This window comes from Paenirhodobacter ferrireducens (assembly GCF_004022265.1).
GTDB classification, from domain to species: Bacteria; Pseudomonadota; Alphaproteobacteria; order Rhodobacterales; family Rhodobacteraceae; genus Rhodobacter; species Rhodobacter ferrireducens.
Genome location: NZ_SAVB01000022.1, coordinates 49,976 through 70,878, shown reverse-complemented (window position 1 = coordinate 70,878; position 20,903 = coordinate 49,976). Strand labels below are relative to the sequence as shown.

At 70.3% G+C, this 20,903-nt stretch carries 19 protein-coding genes; 2 read left to right on the top strand and 17 right to left on the bottom strand.

The annotated features are described in order from the left end of the window. Position 1: 1 nt before the first annotated feature. The 16 genes from EOW65_RS15430 to EOW65_RS15355 all read right to left on the bottom strand — a co-directional run bounded on the left by EOW65_RS15430 (position 2) and on the right by EOW65_RS15355 (position 16,938). A complete protein-coding gene (locus tag EOW65_RS15430) occupies positions 2 to 1,477 on the bottom strand; it encodes a sigma-54-dependent transcriptional regulator (protein WP_128150924.1) in 1,476 nt (491 codons plus the stop codon). Further along, complete coding sequence (gene hypB / locus EOW65_RS15425) at positions 1,477 to 2,364, bottom strand: hydrogenase nickel incorporation protein HypB (RefSeq protein WP_128150922.1); 888 nt, start codon at positions 2,362 to 2,364, stop codon at positions 1,477 to 1,479. The genes EOW65_RS15430 and hypB overlap by 1 nt, the downstream gene beginning before the upstream one ends. Beyond that, positions 2,364 to 2,705 carry a hydrogenase maturation nickel metallochaperone HypA gene (gene hypA / locus EOW65_RS15420; protein WP_128150920.1) on the bottom strand — a complete coding sequence of 114 codons (342 nt, stop codon included), beginning with the start codon at positions 2,703 to 2,705 and terminating at the stop codon, positions 2,364 to 2,366. Before hypA ends, hypB begins: the two co-directional genes overlap by 1 nt. After that, on the bottom strand, positions 2,698 to 3,582 hold the full coding sequence (locus tag EOW65_RS15415) for a hydrogenase expression/formation protein HupK (protein WP_128150918.1): 885 nt from the start codon (positions 3,580 to 3,582) through the stop codon (positions 2,698 to 2,700). The genes hypA and EOW65_RS15415 overlap by 8 nt, the downstream gene beginning before the upstream one ends. After that, the gene (gene hybE, locus EOW65_RS15410; RefSeq protein WP_128150916.1) at positions 3,579 to 4,385 is read right to left on the bottom strand and encodes a [NiFe]-hydrogenase assembly chaperone HybE; all 807 of its coding nucleotides are present in this window, start codon (positions 4,383 to 4,385) and stop codon (positions 3,579 to 3,581) included. The genes EOW65_RS15415 and hybE overlap by 4 nt, the downstream gene beginning before the upstream one ends. Beyond that, complete coding sequence (locus EOW65_RS15405; protein WP_128150914.1) at positions 4,382 to 5,209, bottom strand: hydrogenase expression/formation protein; 828 nt, start codon at positions 5,207 to 5,209, stop codon at positions 4,382 to 4,384. The genes hybE and EOW65_RS15405 overlap by 4 nt, the downstream gene beginning before the upstream one ends. Before the next feature lie 4 nt (positions 5,210 to 5,213). Next, positions 5,214 to 5,627 (bottom strand): thioredoxin domain-containing protein, encoded by a 414-nt coding sequence (locus tag EOW65_RS15400; RefSeq protein WP_128150912.1) that lies wholly within the window; start codon positions 5,625 to 5,627, stop codon positions 5,214 to 5,216. A gap of 10 nt (positions 5,628 to 5,637) precedes the next feature. Then, the gene (locus tag EOW65_RS15395; RefSeq protein WP_128150910.1) at positions 5,638 to 5,958 is read right to left on the bottom strand and encodes a HypC/HybG/HupF family hydrogenase formation chaperone; all 321 of its coding nucleotides are present in this window, start codon (positions 5,956 to 5,958) and stop codon (positions 5,638 to 5,640) included. Next, complete coding sequence (locus tag EOW65_RS15390) at positions 5,958 to 6,590, bottom strand: HyaD/HybD family hydrogenase maturation endopeptidase (RefSeq protein ID WP_121533283.1); 633 nt, start codon at positions 6,588 to 6,590, stop codon at positions 5,958 to 5,960. The genes EOW65_RS15395 and EOW65_RS15390 overlap by 1 nt, the downstream gene beginning before the upstream one ends. Before the next feature lie 308 nt (positions 6,591 to 6,898). After that, the gene (cybH, locus tag EOW65_RS15385; protein WP_128150908.1) at positions 6,899 to 7,675 is read right to left on the bottom strand and encodes a Ni/Fe-hydrogenase, b-type cytochrome subunit; all 777 of its coding nucleotides are present in this window, start codon (positions 7,673 to 7,675) and stop codon (positions 6,899 to 6,901) included. A 48-nt stretch (positions 7,676 to 7,723) separates the two neighbouring features. Continuing rightward, complete coding sequence (locus EOW65_RS15380) at positions 7,724 to 9,517, bottom strand: nickel-dependent hydrogenase large subunit (protein ID WP_128150906.1); 1,794 nt, start codon at positions 9,515 to 9,517, stop codon at positions 7,724 to 7,726. Between the two features lie 3 nt (positions 9,518 to 9,520). Then, entirely contained in the window at positions 9,521 to 10,597 is a 1,077-nt protein-coding gene (locus tag EOW65_RS15375; protein ID WP_128150904.1) for a hydrogenase small subunit, read from the bottom strand. 199 nt (positions 10,598 to 10,796) lie between these two features. Further along, positions 10,797 to 13,055 carry a carbamoyltransferase HypF gene (gene hypF / locus EOW65_RS15370; protein WP_128150902.1) on the bottom strand — a complete coding sequence of 753 codons (2,259 nt, stop codon included), beginning with the start codon at positions 13,053 to 13,055 and terminating at the stop codon, positions 10,797 to 10,799. Between the two features lie 57 nt (positions 13,056 to 13,112). Continuing rightward, the gene (locus tag EOW65_RS15365; protein ID WP_128150901.1) at positions 13,113 to 14,549 is read right to left on the bottom strand and encodes a nickel-dependent hydrogenase large subunit; all 1,437 of its coding nucleotides are present in this window, start codon (positions 14,547 to 14,549) and stop codon (positions 13,113 to 13,115) included. Next, positions 14,546 to 15,544 carry an NADH-quinone oxidoreductase subunit B family protein gene (locus EOW65_RS15360; RefSeq protein WP_128150899.1) on the bottom strand — a complete coding sequence of 333 codons (999 nt, stop codon included), beginning with the start codon at positions 15,542 to 15,544 and terminating at the stop codon, positions 14,546 to 14,548. Before EOW65_RS15360 ends, EOW65_RS15365 begins: the two co-directional genes overlap by 4 nt. Beyond that, on the bottom strand, positions 15,541 to 16,938 hold the full coding sequence (locus EOW65_RS15355; protein WP_128150991.1) for a sensor histidine kinase: 1,398 nt from the start codon (positions 16,936 to 16,938) through the stop codon (positions 15,541 to 15,543). The genes EOW65_RS15360 and EOW65_RS15355 overlap by 4 nt, the downstream gene beginning before the upstream one ends. A gap of 123 nt (positions 16,939 to 17,061) precedes the next feature. Here EOW65_RS15355 and EOW65_RS15350 point away from each other — a divergent pair, with 123 nt between their 5' ends. Continuing rightward, on the top strand, positions 17,062 to 18,705 hold the full coding sequence (locus EOW65_RS15350; protein WP_128150897.1) for an FAD-binding dehydrogenase: 1,644 nt from the start codon (positions 17,062 to 17,064) through the stop codon (positions 18,703 to 18,705). Next, entirely contained in the window at positions 18,702 to 19,700 is a 999-nt protein-coding gene (locus tag EOW65_RS15345) for a 2-dehydropantoate 2-reductase (RefSeq protein ID WP_128150895.1), read from the top strand. The genes EOW65_RS15350 and EOW65_RS15345 overlap by 4 nt, the downstream gene beginning before the upstream one ends. A gap of 38 nt (positions 19,701 to 19,738) precedes the next feature. Here EOW65_RS15345 and EOW65_RS15340 read toward each other — a convergent pair whose 3' ends face one another. Beyond that, positions 19,739 to 20,902: an MFS transporter gene (locus EOW65_RS15340; protein WP_128150893.1), complete on the bottom strand. Its 1,164-nt coding sequence runs from the start codon at positions 20,900 to 20,902 to the stop codon at positions 19,739 to 19,741. Between the last annotated feature and the right edge of the window lies 1 nt (position 20,903).

The window sequence follows — 20,903 nt, the reverse complement described above, 5'->3', positions numbered from 1 at the left end:
CTCAGATCTCCTCCTCCTCGTTCGCCGCCGAGGGATCGGTGATCCCGTAACGGTCCAGTTTCGCCCGCAACCCGACGCGCGACAGACCAAGCTCGGCCGCCGCCCGGCTCTTGTTCCAGCGCTGCCGCGTCAGGGTCTCGCGCAGGATCCGCATCTCGATCAGCTCGATGCGGTCCTTCAGCGAGCCCTCGGCGGTCATCACCTCTTCCGCGGCCCGGTCCGCCCCCTCGTCCGAGGGCGCCGCCTGCAGGATATGGCGCGAGATCAGCTCGGCGCCCAGCACATTTTCCTGCGCGAAGATCAGCATCCGCGTGACCTCGTTCGTCAGCTCGCGCAGATTGCCGGGCCAGTCGTAGTTTTCCAGAAATTCCAGCGCCGCCGCCTCGAAGCCGAGGATCGGCTTGCCATGCACCCCGGCAGCGTCGGACAGGATCGCCTGCGCCAGCATCGCCACATCGCCACGCCGCGCGCGCAGCGGCAAGAGTGCGATCTCGCCAAGCGCGATGGCATAGTAAAGATCGGCGCGGAACCGGCCCTCGGCGACCGCGCTGCGCAGATCGCAGGCCGCCCCCGCGATCAGTCGCAGGTTGGTGCTGACGCTTTCCTGCCCGCCGACCGGGGTAATCGTGCCCTCGGCCAGCATCCGCAACAGCGCGAGCTGCAGCGCCGGGCTCGCCGCCTCGAGCCCCGCCAGATAGAGCGTGCCGCGGTCGGCCTTCTGCGCCAGCCCGATCCGCGCCATGCCGCCCGGCAAGACGCCGCGCTTCGCCCCGAAGAGCTCGATCATCGCGAGCTCCTCGGGCATGCCGGCGATCGACAGCTCATAGAATGGCTTGTCCGAGCGCAGCGAGCCATAGTGCATCGCCCGCGCCATCTGCCCCTTGCCGGTGCCCGGCTCGCCGGTCAGCAGCACCGGCACGTCGAAGGTCGCGTATTGCCGCGCGAGCTTGACCGCCATGTTCATCGCCGAGTTCGGGCTGCGCAGGATGGTCTCGAACCCCATCCCCTCGCGCAGCGCGCGGCGGCGCTTCTCGACCCTTGTCTCGGTCGTGGTGTTCAGAAAGCGCATCTCGAGCGACAGCCGCTCGTTCTCGCGGGCGAGCGCGAACATCTTCGCCGCGTTGCGCGCCGCCGCCAGAAGCTGTTCGGGATGCCAGGGCTTGGCGATGAACTGATGCACCCCGGCCTCGTTGATCGCCGCCACCATCGAGTTGCTGTCGGTATAGCCGGTGATGACGATGCGCACCGTCTCGGGCCAGCGCTCGCGCACCTCGGTGAGGAACTCGACGCCCGAACGTCCGGGCATGCGCTGGTCACAGAAGATCACCTGCACCCACTGATCCTCGAGCACCGCGATCGCCTCTTCGGCCGAGGGCGCGGTGAGAATCTCGAACTCGTCCTCGAGCGCCATCTTCATGGCAAGGGCCGAGTGCGGCTCGTCATCGACAAGCAGGATCGCCGGGGTGGAGGCCGCCATCACGCGCCCTTCCGCGCAAGGCCCGCGCGCAGCCAGTCAAGCCAGGCCTGCATCCCCTCGCCGGTGCGGGCCGAGACGCGCAACACCTCGATCGCCGGGTTCACCCGCTTCACGTTCGCCTCGTAGAGGTCGAGATCGACGTCGCAATAGGGCGCAAGATCGACCTTGTTCAGGATCGCAAGCCCCGCCGCGGCGAACATGTCGGGGTATTTCAGCGGCTTGTCCTCGCCCTCGGTGACGCTGAGGATCGCGACCTTGGCGTCCTCGCCGAGGTCAAAAGCCGCCGGGCAGACGAGGTTGCCGACATTCTCGATGAAGAGGAACGCGCCCTCGGGCAGGCCAAGGCGCGCAAGCGCCGCCTCGACCATCCGGCCGTCGAGGTGACAGCCCTTGCCGGTGTTCACCTGGATCGCCGCGGCGCCGGTGGCGCGGATGCGGTCGGCGTCGTTCGTGGTCTGCTGGTCGCCCTCGATCACCGCGAGCGGCACCTCCCCCAGCATCTCGATGGTGCGGCACAGAAGCGTGGTCTTGCCCGAGCCGGGCGAGGAGACGAGGTTCGTCGCGAAGGCATGGCGGGCGGTGATCGCGGCGCGGTTGCGCGCGGCGAAGGCGTCGTTCTTCGACAGGATGTCGGTCTCGATCTCAATCAGCCGCTGCTGGCTCATGCCCGGAACCTCGGTGCCGGCGGGGCCGTGGCCAAGGTGGATGTCATGGCCCGCATGGGCGTGGCCGTGGTCATGCAGCGCCCCGCCAAGGGCCGGGATCGCCACGCTTTGCAGCGGTGCGGGATGGGCCGCAAGCGGTGCCCCCGCCTGCCCGGTCTTTTCCAGATGGGCGCGGAACGCGTCCTCCACACTGTGTCCGCCGCAACCGCAAACCGTGCACATCAGAGCACCTCCAAATCCTTGATTCGCATCTCTTCGCCGCCCTGCACCAGCAGCTTGCCGCCGCCGCACTCCGGGCAGGGATCGAGACGGTGGCGGATCTCCACCGCCGCCCCGCAGTCATAGCACAGCGCCTTGCCGGGAAGTTCAATCACCTCGAGCGTCGCCCCCTCGGCGACCGAGCCGCGCATCACCACATCGAAGGCGAAGTCGAGCGCCTCGGTCTCGACGCCGGCAAAGCGGCCGATCTCCAGCCGCACCCGGGTGACGCGCGAAAACCCGTTCGCGCGCGCCGCGTCCTCGATCACGTCACGGATGCCCTCGGCAATCGACATCTCATGCATCGCTCAGCTCCTGCAGATCGACCGCCACGCAGGGGTCGAGAAGATCGACGACCAGCGCCGCAAGCCCCGCCTTCGCCGCGGGCAGCGTGGCAAGCGCGCGTTCGAGCGCCCCGCCCGGGGCCAGCAGATGATCGGTCGGCGTGACCCGGGACAGCGCCGTCACCCGCCCGGCCTCGGTCTCGGCCCGCAGAGCATAGGTGCCGCGCGCCGCAGCTACCAGCGCGGTGCCGTCCTCGGTCACCCGTGCCGAGCGCGGCGCGGCGCAGAAGGCATCGAGATCGACAAGCCGGCCAAGCGCACGCCACAGCGGCCCGCGCCCGAAATCGGCCTCGGCCGCGCGCATCAACGGATCGTCCGCCACCCGCCCGGCCGGCGAGTTCTCCTGCGCGGTGAGCGCCATCGGCTCGGTCAGCGGCGGCAGGTCGGCCGTCGCCTCGCCAGGCGCGAAGCGCGCGGCGATCTCTGCCAGAAGCGGCGCCATGCCGCGCCCCGAGGCGAGCCAGCCCGCCAGATCCGCGGGCTTGTCGCCGCCCCAGAGCGCCGCGCTCAGCCCCGCGCCGCCCTCGGCCCAGCCCGCGGGCAAGGGCCGCGGGTCAAGGCCCAGCAGCCGCGGCCCGCTCAGGCACAGCTTCGCCAGATGGTCGCGCAGGATCTCGCGCCGGGTGTCGGCGGCATCGGCCGGCAGGCCAAGCGCCAGCCGCGCCGCCAGCCCCTGCGCCGCGCCGCACAGGTTGAAGAGCCGCGGCAGCAGCTGAGCCACCTCCTCGGCCGGGCGCCCGCGCATCAGCGCCGCGACCGGCAGCGGCGCGGGCGGCACGATCTGCACCGCAAGCGCCGCGCCCGCCGGGCGCAGGGTGATGGCGAGCGCCGTGCTCATGCGGCCCCCTCGGGCGCCGGGTCCTCGGCCAGCCCCGCCGAGATCAGCCGCCGCCGGGTCGGCGTCGCCGCCTCGGCCGTGTCCTCGGTCTCGGGCGCCTCGGCTGCCGCCAGCTCGGCCTCGCGCCCCGCGCGGATCTCGGCGGCGCGGTCGGTCTCGGCCCGGTTCTCGGTCTTGAAGAGTTCGACCATGATCGCGCGGGCGACGTCGCGCGCCTGCATCTGGGTCTGGAAATCGCCCATCGGCGAGAACAGCGAGCACGCCTTGTAGCCGCCGCCCATCTCCCGCACGTTGTGGATGAACTCGTAACGGCCCGAGGGGAAGTCGATCGCCTCCTTCGCGCCGGGGATCAGCGCCGACCAGTCCTCGCCCTCGGCGGGCAGCAGGATCAGGTTCATGAACCACGGGCTGACCAGCACCCCAAGCGCGCGACCCTCGTGGGCGACGAACCCCACCGCCTCGACCGAGAGCGCCTTGTTCACCAGGGGCACGTCGCGCATCTTGGCGTTCCAGATCTCGCGGAAATCGGCGGCCAGACGCTCGGCCTGCGCCGCCACCCGCTGCGCCTCGAGCAGCGCCGGCGCGCCCGGGTCCTCGCGCACCATGAACTGCGCCTTCGGCGCGTCGCAGGTCGGGCAATGCCAGTCCTCGGGCAGCGCGGCAAAGGGCGTGCCGGGCAGGATCTGCCGGCTGTCGTCGCCCTCGGCCGGATCATAGGGCGTCCAGCAGATCTTGCACTCCATCACCGCGCGCGCGGAAATGCGGTCGTTCGCGCCAAGATACGAGCCCTCGAAGCCACTCATCGGATCGCCTCCAGCACCTCGCGAATGCGCTCGGCGCTGTCCTCGAGGTCCTCGCGCGCGGCCATCGCCACCTCGGGCATCGCCGTCACCTCGAAAGTGTCGAGGATGAGCGTGTCCATCGAATTGAAGAACTGCACGCGCCAGACATGCGTGAGCCCGGTCGCGGTGATCCGGCAATTGCCATAGCCGCGCGACAGGATGGTGACGGCGCCCTCGCCAAGCGCCGCGTCAAGCCAGAGAAGGTCTTCCTCGGTATGCGGCAGAAGGGTCAGGTTGATGACATGCGGCAGCCCGCCCGCGAACCGCGCCGAGTGGTCCTCGAGCTCGGCCATCAGCGCGGGGGCGTTCACCACACCCGCCGGGCGCGGATGGCGGGCGCCGCGCGCGGCGCGGAAGGGCTCGAAGGCGCGCGAGATCGCGGCGGCAGGCACGGCGCCCACCTCGATGCGGTCGATACCGGCGCCGATCACGCTCCAGACGCCCGCGAAGACGCTTTCCTGCACCGCAAGCGCCGGAATGCCCCGGATCTTCATCGCGACCTCGCCCTGCCCCATGGTCTCGGCGATCAGCGCCCGGTTCGGCGCGTCGAGGGGCGCAAGATCGAAACTTGCCATGCCGCCCGCGGCGCAGACCGCGGCGGCATCGGCGATCTCGGCCAGAAGGGCGAGCGCCGGGCCGAGGTCAGTGGCATCCCCGACCTCGGGCAGATGCGTCGAATAGGTGCGCATGCCGTCGGGCAGCTGCATGTAATGCAGCTCCTCGCCCTCTTCGGGCTGCGAGCCCGGACCGAACCCGACGGGCGGCAGGTGGAAGTTGGAAACCATCGGCTCAGCCTTTCGCGGTCAGGATATGGGTGGTGCGGGCGATGTAATCGTCCCAGTCGCGGATCTTCTCGATCGCGCCGAGGAACACGCCGTCACGGTAGAACAGGAACGCCGGCGTGCGCAGGGCGCGGGTTTCCTCGCGCAGCTGCGCCTCGATCGCGTCGCCGACCACGGCGCAGTCGAAGGCGTGCTGGAAGGCCATGCGCAGCTCGGGCAGCACCACGGCAGCATCGGGCGTCTCGAGGTTGCGTTTCGCGTCGCCCGGCACCAGCAGGCAATGCGCGCCGGGCCGGGAGGTGAACTCGGCCAGATCCGAGCGGTTGCCCAGCAGCGGCCAGCCCAGCTCGGCGATCAGCCGCGCCACGAGCGGGTGCATCACGCCCGAGGGGGCGGCATCGGGAAGAACGAGATCGTGCATCGGGCCCTCCTCAGGCGCTGGTCTTGCCGGCGTCGAGCGCGGCCTGCAGATGGGGCGGCAATTGCGGCGCGCGCGCCTCGAGATCGGCGAAGGCATCGCCCAGCCCCTCGCCCGCCATCAGCGCCCGGAGACCGCCAAGCGCGGCCGTGATCCTTGCCGCCTCCTCGGCCGGCAGGACCGCGCGCGCGGCGCCGAGGAAGGAGAGGACCCAGTCCCCCACCACAGCCTCGGGGGTGAGCGAGAGGTCGACGATGACCGCCCGCCCGTCCTCGACCGCCTCGCCGCGGATGCCCTCGACCGCCGTCAGCTGCACCGGAATGCCCACACACATCACGCAGTCTCCTTGGCTGTCGCGGGGAAGAAACGATCGTCGCCGGTGCGGCAGGCCGCCTCCGCCGAGGGGCGGCCGGTCTCGTAGGCGCCGCGCCGGATCGAGGCATCGGCGAGATCGCCGGTCTCGGTGCGGCCATCGCCCACGGGCACGCCCCAGCGGGTCAGTTCGGCCACCGCCTCGGCGATCGCCGGGCCGATCTGTGCCGCCACCGCCGGCCGCAGGCCGCCGCCGTAATCCTCGAGCTCGACCGGCTGGCAGCCGATCAGCGTCAGCCGCGCCGGGCAGCCACCGGTGAATTGCGCCGTCGCCAGCACGTCCTGGAACCCGGTCTGGTGCAGCGACATCTTCTTCGCGCCCATGAAGGCCGGCACATCCGCGTCGCGCAGCACCCGCAGCGTGCCGGGGGGAAGCCCGAAGTCGATGGCGTCGAAGACGAGAAGCGCGTCGGCCTCTTCGAGGAAGGGCAGCAGGTAGAGCCCCTGCGTGCCGCCGTCGAGCAGCCGCACCCGGTCAGGCAGCGCGCAACGCTCGGCCATCTCCTCGACGCAGCGCACGCCAAAGCCCTCGTCCGCCCAGAGCACGTTGCCGATACCGAGGACAAGCACCCGTTCAGGTCGTTCAGCTGGCATAGGTCCCTCCCCCTGACCGTCTGCTGGCAAGAGGCTTTTCGCCCCAAGTTGATTCCGAAAGTAATCTTTCCGCCGCTTTCCGCCGCCGAAAAATTCAAGGCCCGGGCATTCTGGACCACAGCCTTGAAATGAAAACAAAATCCGGCCGAAACCCCGGCTGGCGAGAGGGAAATTCCGGAAAGGAGCTTACCACCCGGCACCGAAATCCGGCAATTCATTTTCCGCATGGCTGCCCTGAATGCAAACAGGCGCGGGGATCTCCCGCGCCTGTCCGTCCGGCCGACCGGATCACTCGTTACCCGTCCGGTTCAGTCGATCCGGTCGTCCTTGAACATGCGGTGGCCGGAAATCATCGTCGACACCATCGACTGGCGCGACATGATATCCTCGCGGATCGCGGCATAGATGTGGATGATCATGAAGATCACGATCGCCCACATGCCGAGGTGGTGCAGCGTGTGCAGCCGCTGGCTGTTCTGCACGAGGCCCAGAAGCCAGCCCATCGCGGTGTCGGGCAGGCTGCCCTGTCCCGCGCCCTCGGCATAAAGCGCCCAGCCGGTGCCGATCATGAAGGTCAGCCCGAGCGTCATGAAGCAGAACATCGCCACATGCGCGAGCGGGTTGTGGCCCACATATTTCTTCGGGTGCTTCTCCAGGAACATGTACCAGCGCAGCTCCCACAGCAGTTCCCGCCAGAACCGCGGGTTGAAGATCGGCACGTAAAACATTTGCCGGGCGTGAGAATTTCCGACAAAGGCCCAGTAGATGCGGCCGAAGAAACCGACCGTCAGGATCATCGCCGCGGCGAAATGGGCAAAGCGGACATAGCCCATCACGAACTGGTCGTAGGCCTCGGCGATCTGCATCGTCGGCAGCGGCCGGCCGATCAGATAGCCGGTGACGCACAGCACAGTGATCGCCAGCGCATTGACCCAGTGCCAGATCCGCACCGGCGCCTGATAGACATAGACCGAAGTGCTGTGGCGGATCGACTCCAGGTCCGCGAGCGTCGCATCCCCGGTCAGGCGCGAGGCCTCGAAGATCTCGTGCGCCTCGCGGGCGGGATGAAAGATCTTGTCACTCATGGCCGGGCCCTCCCCTGGCTCTTGCCTTGATCTGCATCGCTTCCTCCCTCAGCGCACCTTGACCCGGGTCAGTTCCTGACCGTCGGGCGACATCACATGGGTCGAGCAGGCCAGGCACGGATCGAAGCTGTGCAGCGTACGCAGGATCTCGACCGGCTCCTCGGGGCGCTCCATCTTGGTGTCCATCAGCGAGGCCTCGAAGGCGCCGATATTGCCCTGACTGTCGCGGGGCGAGCCGTTCCAGGTGGTCGGCACGACGCATTGGTAATTCTCGATGCGGCCGTCCTTAATCCTGATCCAGTGGCCAAGCGCGCCGCGCGGCGCCTCGGTCATGCCGACGCCCTTGGCCTCCTTCGGCCAGGTCGAGGGGTCCCATTTCTCGACATTCGCCGTCGACTGGTCGCCGTTCCTGATGTTGGCGATCATCTTGTCGAAGAAATGCCGCTGCAGGCGAGAGCAATACTCGCTTTCAAGCGCGCGCGCAGCGGTGCGGCCCAGCGTCGAGAAGAGCGCGTTGAACGGCAGGTCCATGGTGCGCAGAAGCCCGTCAACCTGGGTCTTGATGTCCTCGTGGCCCTTGGCATAGCCCACGACATAGCGGGCGAGCGGCCCCACCTCCATCGCGTGCCCCTTCCAGCGCGGCGCCTTGATCCAGGAATATTTCGCCGACTCATCGAGCTCCTCGATATTGGTGCGGGTGCCCTTGGCGTTCGGGCCAAGCTCGTAATGCGGATTGGTCTCGCCATCCCAGGGGTGCAGCCCCTTGCCCGGCTCGCCATAGGTGTACCAGGAATGGTCAACGAATTCCTGCACCTGCTCGGGGTCGCGCGGATCGACGTCGTGGACCTCGCTCAGGTTGCCGTTGATGATCGCGCCGCGCGGCAGGTGCAGCTGTTCGGGGCTGAAATCGTTCGGGTTTTCCGGGATGTCGCCATAGGCAAGGCAGGCCTGCGAAGACAGGCCCCCGCCATAGAGCCAGTTGCGATAGAAGCCGCCGATCGCGATCACGTCGGGGATGTAGACGTTGCGGTTGAACTCGGCCGACTTGTCGATGATCGAGGAGACGAGGTTCAGCCGCTCCATGTTGATCGCACCGACCGAACCGACGCCGTCGATGTTGATCGGGCACGGCACGCCACCCACCAGCCAGTTCGGATGCGGGTTCTTGCCGCCGAAGATGGTGTGAACCTTGACGATCTCCTTTTGCAGGTCGAGCGCCTCGAGGTAATGGGTCGTCGCCATCAGATCCGCCTCGGGCGGCAGCAGATAGGCGGGGTTGTCCCAGTAGCCGTTCTTGAAAAGCCCGAGCTGCCCGCTTTCGACGAACTTCTTCAAACGGTTCTGCACGTCGCGGAAGTAGCCGGGGGAGGACAGCGGGTGGCTCGGGCTCACCGCCTGCTGCAACTCGGAGGTGGCCTTCGGATCGGCGCGGAGCGCGTTCACCGGGTTCACCCAATCGAGCGCATGCAGGTGATAGAAATGGACGATGTGGTCGTGGATCTGCAGCGCGAGCTGCATCATGTTGCGGATCGAGTTCGCATTGTCCGGGATCTGGATGCCAAGCGCATCCTCGACCGCGCGCACCGAGGTCAGCGCGTGGGTGCCGGTGCAGACGCCGCAGATCCGCTCGGTGAAGGCCCAGGCGTCGCGCGGGTCGCGGCCCTTGAGGATGACCTCAAGCCCGCGCCACATCGTGCCGGTCGAGACCGCGTTGCGGATGATGCCGTTCTCGTCGACGTTCACCTCGCAGCGCATATGGCCTTCGATGCGGGTGACCGGGTCGACGACGATGCGCTTGCCGGAATTGTCGAGGGTGAAGCCGTTCGGGGTCTGGGTGGTCATGGCTTACGCCTCCTCGTTCTTCTTCTGCGCACGCTTGAGCGCGGAGACGGCGGCATGCACCGCCACGGCACCGCCGACGACGGCGGCCGCGGTGCCGCCGACCTTGTCGGCGTTGGCCTCGATGCCGAATTGCTTGATGTTGGTCAGCCGGTCATAGAACGAGCCCTGATCCCAGAACCCGTCTTCCGAACAGCCGATGCAGCCATGGCCCGACTGGATCGGGAAGGACACGCCGTCGTTCCAGCGCACCGTCGAGCAGGCGTTGTAGGTGGTCGGCCCCTTGCAGCCCATCTTGTACAGGCAATAGCCCTTGCGCGCATAGTCGTCGTCCCAGTGCTCGACGAACTGCCCGGCGTCGAAATGCGGGCGGCGATAGCACTTGTCGTGGATGCGCTGGCTGTAGAACATCGCCGGGCGGCCCTGACGGTCAAGCTCGGGCAGCCGGTCGAAGGTCAGCATGTAGGTGATGACGCCGGTCATCACCTCGGCGATCGGCGGGCAGCCGGGCACCTTGATGATCGGCTTGTCGGTGATGACCTTGTGCACCGGCGTCGCGCGCGTCGGGTTCGGCGCCGCGGCCTGCACGCAGCCGTAAGACGCGCAGGCGCCCCAGCTGATGATCGCCTTGGCGTGTTCGGCGGCGTGTTTCAGCTGCTCGACGAAGGGCTTGCCGCCGACGATGCAGAACATGCCGTCCTCGTTCAGCGGCGGGTTGCCCTCGACCGCAAGGATGTAGTTGCCCTTGTATTTCTCGATCGTGTCCTGAAGCGCCGCCTCGGCCGCGGTGCCCGCCGCCGCCATCAGCGTGTCGTCATAATCGAGCGAGATCATCGACAGCACGACATCCTTCGCCAGCGGGTGGGCCGAGCGGATGAAGCTTTCCGAGCAGCAGGTGCATTCGAGCCCGTGCACCCAGATGACGGGCGTGCGCGGCTTCGTCTCCATCGCCTCGGCGATCTTCGGCACGTAAGCCGGGCCAAGGCCGAGGGCCGCGGCGGTGAGCGAGCAATATTTCATGAAGCTGCGGCGGGTGATCCCCTGCCGCCGCATCACGTCATAGAAGGTTTCGATTGTCGACACTGGTTCCTCCCTGGCCCGTTCGGCGCGCCAGACCGGGGGCCCGCGCGGTGTATTCCTTGGTATGCAGGGGGGCGGCGGGGGCTGCCAAAGGGATTTCACCCTTGGGCGATGCAAGCTTTTTCAACGTGAAATCAATTCGTTGGGAAAATTCCCAGCGAGCAGGGCGGCAAGCGCGTGACCGCTTTCGCGGCCCGAGTGGTCAGGCGCTTTCCGACTGCGCTGCAGCGACGAGGGCCTGACCGAGCGCCAGCCCGCCGTCATTCGCCGGCACCCGCCGGTGGGTCAGCACCGGCAGCCCGGCCAGCGCGGCGCAGGTCAGATCGTGCAGCAACGCGTTCTGGAACACCCCGCCCGACAGCGCCACGGCCCTTGCCTCTCCGGCCTCGACCAGCGCGCGGGCCGGGGCGGCGAAGGCCTCGGCGACCCAGCGGTGGAAGGCAAGCGCAAGGGCGCCCGGATCGGCACCACCCAGTTGCGCCGCCCTCAGCTCCCGCAGCAGGGCTGCGGGTGCGAGCGCGCCGCCCCGCGGGGCGGGGGCGCCGAAGCCAAGCTTCGGCGCCCCCGCCCGCCCGGACCGTCGTGCCAGGGCTTCGAGCCGCATCGCCGCCTCACCCTCGTAGCTTTGCCGCGTCGGGCAGATCCCGAGACAAGCCGCGACCGCATCGAAAAGCCGCCCCACGCTTGACGACAGCGGCGCATTGATCCCCTTCGCCGCTGCCTGCCGCGCGAGATCGCGCGGGGCATCCGGGAAGAGCGCATCGGCCCAGTCCGACAGCCCCGCCGCATCGAGACGCACCAGCGCGTTGCGCCAGGGCTCGATCTGCGCGCGGTCGCCACCGATCAGCGGCGCCGGGTCCAGCCAGACCCGCCGCTCGTAGCCTGCATAATCGCCAAGCAGGATCTCGCCGCCCCAGACCGTGCCATCCGGGCCAAGCCCGAGCCCGTCGAGGATGATCCCCACCACCTTGCCCCCCTCGCGCGGCCAGAGGTTCTCGCCCAGACAGGCGGCGAGATGCGCGTGATGGTGCTGCACCGCGACGCATCGCAGGCCCTCGGCCGCGGCCCGTGCCTGCCCGTGCCGCGTCGCGCGGAAATCGGGGTGCAGATCGGTCGCCACCACCTGCGGGTGATGATCGAAGAGCACGGCATAATCGGCATCGGCCCGCTCGAACGCCTCCCAGGTCAGCGCCTCATCGAGCTCGCCCAGATGATGGCCGAGCAGCGCCTGTCCGTTTTTCACCAGACAGATCGCCGCCTTCATCTGCCCGCCATAGGCGACGACCGGCGGCGCATCCTCAAACCCGGGCGGCAGCGGCAGCGTGCCCGGCACCTGCCCCCGCGCGCGGCGCAAGACCATCGGCGGCTCCGCCCGCACCACCGAGTCATCCAGCCGCCGCGCGATCTCGCGGTCGTGCATGAGAAACCCGTCGGCGAAGCCGGCCAGCTTCTCGCGCGCCTCGGCATTGCCGATCACCTGAGGCTCGCCCGACAGATTGCCCGAGGTCATCACCAGCACGCCGTCGAACGCGTCGAGCAGCAGGTGATGCAGCGGCGTATAGGGCAGCATCACGCCCAGACTGTCGATCCCCGGCGCCACCGCCTCGGGGAGCGTGCCGCGCGCGGGCATCAGGACGACAGGCGCGGAGGCATCGCGCAGCGCCGCCGTCGCGGCGTCCGAAACTTCGACGATCGCCGGCAGATCCGCCTCCCGCGCCATCAGCGCGAAGGGTTTCGCCGGCCGGCGCTTGCGCGCGCGCAGTGCCGCCACCGCCCCGGCATTCGCCGCGTCACAGGCGAGGTGAAAGCCCCCCAAGCCCTTCACCGCGACAATCCCGCCCGCCCTGAGCCGCGCGGCGGCAAGGGCGATGGCATCGCCCTGAACCTCGCCGCCGCCCTCCTCATACCACAGCCGCGGCCCGCAGGTCGGGCAGGCGATCGGCTGCGCGTGAAAGCGCCGGTCGGCCGGATCGCGATATTCGGCGCCGCAGTCCGGACACATGACGAAGGGCGCCATCGTCGTCTTCGCCCGGTCATAGGGCAGCCCCTTCAGGATGGTGAAGCGCGGCCCGCAATGGGTGCAATTGGTGAAGGCATAGCCGCGCCGCCGCCCCGCACCGCGGATTTCCTCCAGACAGGCCGGACAGGTCGCGGCATCGGGTGTCACCCGGGTCTCGGCCCCCGCCCCCCGCGAGGCGACAATCTCGAACCCCTCGGGCGGCGCGTCGAAGGTAAAGGCCGTGACCTCGACCGCATCGACCCGCGCGAGCGGCGGCGCCTCGGCCCGGATCGCCGCCGCGAGATCGCCGATCCCGCCCGCCACCCGCACCAGCACCCCCTCGGGGTCGTTCAGCACATGGCCGCGCAAGCCCCGCGCATGCGCGAGCTGCCAGATGAAAGGCCGAAACCCCACCCCCTGCACCTGCCCCCGCACCCGGACCTGAACGCCCTGCTCTTTCATCTTGCCTCAAATACCTCGGGGGTCCGGGGGCAGCGCCCCCGGCGCTCTCCCCGCGCCTCAATGCACCGTGCAGACCATGCACGGATCGAACGATCGCACCACGTGCTGCACCGCGACCGGCGTGTCCTCGCCCGCCGCCACAGGCGCCCCGACAAGTGCGGCCTCCAGAGGCCCCGGCACGCCAGCCCCGTCGCGGGGCGAAAAGTTCCAGGTCGTCGGCGCGATGATCTGGTAAGACGCGATCCGCCCACCCTCGATCCGCAGCCAATGGCCAAGCGCGCCGCGCGCTGCCTCGACCAGCCCGGCGCCCTGCCCGACCTCGGGGATCTTCCCTTGCGTGATGAAACGCGCCCCGGGGTCGATGCCGCGGGCCAGATCCTCCATCACCAGCTGCGTGTGGGCAAGTTCCAACAGCCGCGCCGCCACCCGCGCCAGCACCCCGCCGCCCCCGGCCGCGAGCGCGCGGGCAAGCGGATGGCCATCCACCACCTGCCGGGCAAGCGCACCGACCTCGGCGGGCGCCCCCGCCAGCCGCGGCGCCTTGCACCAGCTGTAGGCGCCCGCGCGCATCGCCTCGTCGGGCCGGGTCTCGGCGGCGAAGGGATGCGCGGTCTCGCCGAGCATCCAGGCGTGGCTCAGGTCCTCGACAATCGCCGCGTCAACCACCGGCTGCACGGCCCCGTCCTGCCACAGGCCGGGGGCATAGATCCGCCTGTCTTCAACCGGATAGGCGCCAAAGCTCAGGTAGCGGCCGCGGCCCCGGCCAAGCCCCGCAAGCCCGGTGTCGGCGGCGATCTCGAGGAACAGCCCGACGTCTCCCCGGCCCCAGACGCTCAGCGCCGCGACCGTCTCCAGCGCCACGAAATCCTCGAGCGGGCCGCCGAAGACCACCTCCTCGAGATAGCGGCGGAAGGCGCGCAGGGTGATCTCGATGCGCAGCTTCTCACGCGGGCCGGGCGCCCGGGTGACGCCGCCGGGCTGGATCGCGAGCGTATGCGGCCATTTCCCCGCCATCAGCCCGAGGATGTGCATGAGGCTTGCCCGCGCCTCGATCGCCGCGCGCTGCGCCCCGCCCTCGATCGCGGTGAAGCGCGCCACCGCCCGTGGAAACCAGCCCCGGCCGGCATAGGCCGGGCGGGTAAAATCGGGCATGAAGAACAGGTTGAAATGCAGCAGGTGGTCCGAGACGTTCTCGACCGCATGGATCAGCGCCGCCATCGCCGCGCCCTGCGGCGTCGGCACCAGCCCCATCGCCGCACCAAGCGCCCGCGCCGCCGCCGCCGACTGGCTGATCGAGCAGATGCCGCAGATCCGCGGCGCGATGGTCAGCGCGTCACGCGGATCCTTGCCGTCGAGCATCCGCTCGAAACCACGATAGAGCGGCGCATTCACCTGCGCCGCAGCAACGGCCCCATCGGCGATGTCGAGATGCACCTCGAGATCGCCCTCGACCCGGTTGAACGGTCCGACGACCAGCCGCGTCGGCGCGCTCATCGCCGGCCCTTCGGCTTGCGCAGGGTGGGCGGGGTCTCGATCCGGTCGGCGGTGGCGTTGGTGGCGATCCGCGCCGGCGTCGCGGCTTTCGACAGCGAGGCGAGCGCCATGAACCAGGCCTTCGGCATGTCGGTCGGCAGGCCGACCGGAATGCCGGCGATCTTCGGCGTCTCGCCGAAGGCATGGCGCGGTTCCTCGAACTCGGGGGCGGTGCAGTTGATGCAGGGGTAATTGCCGCGCGTGCAACTGCCCTCGCCGTTCCAGGGCCGGATGTTGCAATCGCCCACCGCCTGGGTGCCGATGCAGCCGAGGTTCTCCATCATGCAGCCCATCTCTCCCGGCTCGATCGCCGAGGCCTTGTATTCATAGAACTCGTTCTTCGGGCAGCCGTGATGCACGAGGTGCCGGGCGTAGAAGAGCGGCCGGCCGAAGGCGTCGAGGTCCTCGGGCCCGAGCGTCCCCGCCGCCAGCATCAGCAGCGTCTCGGTCACCCAGCCCGGATGGGTCGGACAGCCCGCGACATTGATGACGGGCAGGCCCGAGCGGGCACGGAACCCGGCGGGAAGTGCGCCGCCCGGATGAGCGCCGTCATATTGCACGCCGACCGCGTCCGACGGGTTGCCGCCCGCCGTGGTCACCCCGCCATAGGTCGCGCAGGTGCCGACGGCGACGACGTTCTCCGCCATCGGCGCCAGGCCGCGCAGCCAGTCGAGCATCGAGCGCCCGGTGCCCGACAGCATCTGGAACCGCCCGGTGCCGCGCGGCCCGCGCGCGATCGCGCCCTCGACGGCGAGGATATCGAGCGCCACCTCGCCCGCCTCGGCGGCGGCAAGGATCGCGCGCGCCTCGGCCCCGGTCTCGAGGCTCAGCCCCGGGTGCCACAGGAAGCGCAGCCCCGCCCCCGAGAGCGTGTCGAAGAGGTTCGGATCCTCGGCGCACAGAAGCGACATCGTGCAGCCGCCACACCCGGACGCCTGCAGCCACAGGATGTTCATGCGCCCTCCCCCGTCGCAAGCGGCAGATCGAAGCTGAAGCAGGCGCCGCCAAGCGCGCTGCCGCTCGGGCACAGCCGCAACCGGCCGCCGTGCTCCTCGACGATCTTGTTGCTGATCGACAGGCCAAGCCCGGTGCCGCGGCCGACGGGCTTCGTGGTGAAGAACGGGTCGAACACCGCCTGCGCCAGATCCTCGGGCACACCCGGACCGCTGTCGGCAACCGAAAGCACGCCGCGGTCCCCCGCGATGCTGGCCGAGATCTCGATCGCGCCGTCGGCCCGACCGTCGAGCGCGTCGATCGCGTTTTGCACGAGGTTCATCGCCACCTGCTGGATATGTCCGGGCCGGCCCCGCACCTTCAGCGCGGGCAGGCCGGTGAAGCGCACCTCGGCCAGGGTCTTCGAGCCGCGCCGCACCCAGGTGGCGGCGATCCGCGCGGTCTCGACCAGATCGAACTCGACCATCTCGCCCGAGCCCTCGGCCGAAAGCCGGCGCAGATCCTCGACGATGTCGCGCACCCGTTCGGCGCCGTCGCGCGCGCCGCGCACCGCGTCGCGCAGGTTGCGCACCTCGCGGTCAAGCTTCAGCTCCTCGCGCAGCGCCATCAGCCGCTCGCGGCTCGCCCCCTGCGCCACCTGCTCGAAATAGGTCTCGAACTTGCCGGCATAGCGTTCGAGCGCATGGGCATTGGCATAGACGAAGGAGATCGGGTTGTTCAGCTCGTGCGCGACGCCGGCCAGCAACCGGCCGAGCGAGGCGAGTTTCTCGTTGCGCACCAGCTGCGCCTGCGCCGCCTTCAGATCCTCGTGGCTGTGGGCAAGCGCCGAATAGGCTTGGCGCAGCTCGCCGAGCGGCCGGCCGGTCAGCACATAGCCCACCACCCGCTGCCGCTCGTCCAGCCGCGGACTGACGGAGAGTTCCAGCGGCGCCGGCCCGCCGGGGCCACGCAACGCGCCCTCGAGCGTCACCGGACGGCGGCTGTTCGCCGCCTCGGCCAGCGCCGCATCGAGCGCCGCCATCGTCTGCGGCTCGACCATCTCGGCAAGCGGCCGTCCGTGCCAGTCGGCCGCCGGATGGCCGGTCAGCGTGCCGACCGAGGCAGAGGTCTCGACCACCTCGCCCGCGCGCGAGACGACGATCAGCGCATCCGACACGCTCGCCAGGATCGAGCCGAGGAACGAGCGCATGTCCTCGAGCGCGTGGTTCTGATGTTCCAGCCGCTCCTGGTAATCGACAAGATCGGCATAGGTCCGGTCGACGGCCGACAGCACGTCCATCCAGACCTCGTCGCCCGCCGCCCGCGCCACCGCGTCAAGGCCGGGCGCACCCGGAACCCCGCGGGGCCGGGCCGGATCGGCGGGGTCCGCCCCCCCTGTCTGCGCGCGATGTGCCATGGGTGCGAGCATATCCGCCTCCCCCTCGCGCGCAAGCCCCGGCGCTGACGCTGCGTCGTTATGGACGCCGCGCCCGGTCCTGCCCCAGCATCGGGCCGGGAGGCCTTGTCTGGGGAGGAGACAATGCAGGAGACACCAGAGGTGATCGTCGTCGGCGCCGGCCTCGCGGGGCTGGTGGCCGCCTGCGAGTTGCTCGACCGCGGCCGGCGCGTGACGATCCTCGAGCAGGAGCCGCGGGCAAGCCTTGGCGGGCAGGCGTTCTGGTCGTTGGGCGGGCTGTTCATGGTCGACACGCCCGAGCAGCGCCGGATGCGGATCCGCGACAGCGCCGAGCTGGCGCTTTCCGACTGGCTCGGCTCGGCGGGCTTCGACCGCGCCGAGGATGCCTGGCCGCGCCGCTGGGCCGAGGCCTATCTCGCCTTCGCCGCGGGCGAGATGCGGGCCTGGCTGCATGGTCTCGGGATGCGCTGGTTCCCGGTCGTGGGCTGGGCCGAGCGCGGTGGCGGGCTCGCCCATGGCCACGGCAATTCGGTGCCGCGCTTCCACGTCACCTGGGGCACCGGGCCCGGGGTCCTTGCCCCCTTCGTCTCGCGGATCTGCGCCGCCGAGGCCGAAGGCCGGCTCAGGCTGCGCTTTCGCCACCGCGTCACCGCGCTCTGCGGCGGCCCCGCGGGCATCACCGGGGTCGAGGGCGAGATCCTGGCCGAAGATGCCGCGGGGCGCGGCATGGAAAGCACCCGCGCCGTCGCGGGCCGGTTCGAGATCGCCGCCGGGGCGGTGATCGTGGCGAGCGGCGGCATCGGCGGCAACGCGGCACTGGTGCGGCAGAACTGGCCGGTCGAGCGGCTCGGGCCGCCGCCCGAAAGCATGGTCTGCGGCGTGCCCGCCCATGTCGACGGGCTGATGATCGGCCATGCCGAACGCGCCGGCGCCCGGGTCATCAACAACGACCGGATGTGGCATTACACCGAGGGCATCCGGAACTGGGATCCGATCTGGCCGAACCACGGTATCCGCATTCTGCCCGGCCCCTCCTCGATGTGGTTCGACGCCGACGGCAACCGCCTGCCCGCGCCCTGCCTGCCCGGCTTCGACAGCCTCGGCACGCTCGCCCATCTGTGCCGCTCCGGCCAGCCGCATTCATGGTTCGTCACCACCCAGGCGATCGCGAAGAAGGAATTCGCACTCTCGGGATCGGAGCAGAACCCCGACCTCACCGGCAAGGACATCGCGCTTCTGCTGCGCAGCCGGCTCGGCCGGGCCGCGGCGCCGCCGCTCGAGGCGTTCAAGCGCCATGGCGAGGATTTCGTCGTCGCCCGCGGACTTGAGGAACTGGTGGCCGGGATGAACCGGATCGGCGCGCAGCCGATCAAGGCCGATCACCTGCGCGCGCAGATCGAGGCGCGCGACCGCGAGCTGGCGAACCCCTTCGCCAAGGACGTGCAGATCACCGCCCTGCGCGGCGCGCGCGCCTATCTGGGCGACCGGTTGATGCGCACGGCGCGGCCGCACCGGATCCTCGACCCGAAGGCCGGACCGCTGATCGCGGTGCGGCTGCACGTTCTGACCCGCAAGACACTGGGGGGCATCGAGACCGACCTGACCGGGCAGGCGCTTGGCGCGGACGGGCGGCCGATCCCGGGCCTTTTCGCCTGCGGCGAGGCGGCGGGGTTCGGCGGCGGCGGCTATCACGGCTATAACGCGCTCGAGGGCACATTCCTCGGCGGCTGCCTGTTCTCGGGCCGCGCCGCGGGGCGGGCGGCATGAGGATCGGCGTCTTCGGCGCGGGGGCGGTGGGTGGCTATGTCGGTGGCTGTCTTGCGGCCTCCGGCGCCGAGGTGGTGCTTGTCGGCCGTGCGCCGCGGATGGCGGCGCTGCGCTGCGACGGGCTGTGGCTGACCGACCTCGACGGCCGCGACAGCCGCACCCGCGCCTTTGTCGCAAGCGATGATCCGCGGGCGCTGGCCGGCTGCACGCTGATCCTGGTGACGGTGAAATCCGCCGCGACCGGCGAGGCCTCCCGCACCCTCGCGCCGGTGCTGGCGCCGGGCAGCACGGTGCTGAGCCTGCAAAACGGGCTGCGCAATGCCGCCCGGCTGGCCTGGACCCTGCCGCGGGTCGAGGTGCTTGCGGGCATGGTGCCCTTCAACCTCGTCACCGGCCCGGACGGGCGCCACCACCGCGCCACCTCGGGCCGGATCGCCGCCGATATCCGCGCCGCGCGCTTCGCCCCGGTCTTCGCCCGGGCCGGGCTGCCACTCGATCTGCGCACCGACATGGAGGCAGTGCTCTGGGGCAAGCTGCTGCTCAACCTCAACAATGCGGTCAACGCGCTGTCCGGCCTGCCGTTGCGCGCCGAACTCGCGCAACGCGACTACCGCCGGGCGCTGGCGCTCGCCCAGACCGAGGCGCTTGCGCTGCTGCGCGCCGAAGGGCGGGTGCGCCCGGCGCAGCTGACGCCGCTGCCGCCCGGATTGCTGCCGCGGCTGCTGGCACTGCCCGACCCGCTGTTTCGCCGCCTCGCCGGGGCGATGCTGCGCATCGACCCGACGGCGCGCTCGTCGATGGCCGACGATCTCGATGCCGGCCGGGCGTCCGAGATCGACTGGATCAACGGCGAGGTGGTGGCGCTGGCCGGCCGGCTGGACCGGCAGGCGCCGGTGAATGCGCGGCTGTGCGCACTGATCCGTGCCGGACACCGCCCGATCGCGGCTGCCGCGCTGCTGGCGGAGCTGCGCAAAGCGGCAGCAACGCGCCCCTGAGGAAGCCGCCGGCGCCCCCCCCCTGTCCCGGCCCCGGCTCAAAATGCCGTGCGACGGCGCAGGAACAGCGCCGCGGCGGCAGCGGCGGTGACCAGGGCGAGGGCGAGGCTCAGCCACAGCGCGGCGGCGGGCCCTGCCCGCGCGATCAGCGTGGCGTAGATCAGCGGCGCGGCGGCCGCGGCATAGAAGGACGGGGCGATCAGCCGCCCGGCGATCACCGCGTAATCGGCGACCGGGAACAGCACCAGCGGCAGGCTGCCGCGGGCGATGGTCAAGAGCCCGTTGCCCGCGCCATAGCCCAGCACGAAGATCGCCGCGCCCGGCCCTGCCCCGGCAATCGCCGGCCCCGCCGCCATGCCGAGGGTGAGAATGACGGCCGCAACCAGTGCCAGCGCCCGCGGATCGAGCCGGCGGCCGAGCACGATCTCGAGCAGCCGCGCCGCCGATTGCGCGATGCCGGGCAGGGCAGCAAGGGCGACGGCGCCTTCCGGACCGATGCCCCGCCCGGTCAGCAGCGCGATCAGATGCGCCGACAGGCCCGAGCTGAGGAAGGCGGTGGCGGCGACGATGGCGGCGAAAAGGATGGCGGCGGCGCGCGTCTCGGGCGGGATCGTCGCGCGGCGCGGCGCGGCAGTGGCGCCCCCACCCTGCCCCGCCGCCGGCAGCAGCCGATAGAGCGGCAGCATGGAAAGCGCGATCACCGCATAGACCAGCAGCGCCCCGCGCCAGCCAAGCGCGCCCTCGAGGAAGGCGCCGAGCGGCCAGAACAGGCTGGAGGCGAGCCCGCCCAGCAAGGTGATCTGCGACAGCGCCGGCCGCGCGGCCCTGCCGCCCGCCTGAACGAGCGCGGCAAAGGCCGCCTCGTACAGGCACATCCGCATGCCGAGCCCGAGAACGGCCCAACCGGCGAGATAAAGCCCCGCCCCCGGCGCCACGGCCAGCATCGCGCAGCCAAGCGCCAGCAGCAGCGAGCCCGCGCTCATCACCGCCCGCCCGCCATGGCGGTCGAGCCCGCGGCCAAGCGCGGCCGAGCTGAGCCCCATCACCGCAAGCGCCAGCGAGAAGCCGCCATAGGTGAGCGCCGGGCCGAATCCCGGCTCGGCCGCAATCGCCGGGCCGAAGACGCCGAGCGCGTAATAGGACAGGCCCCAGTTCACCAGTTGGCTCAGCCCGATCGCGGCGACGGTGCGACGGGGCAGCATC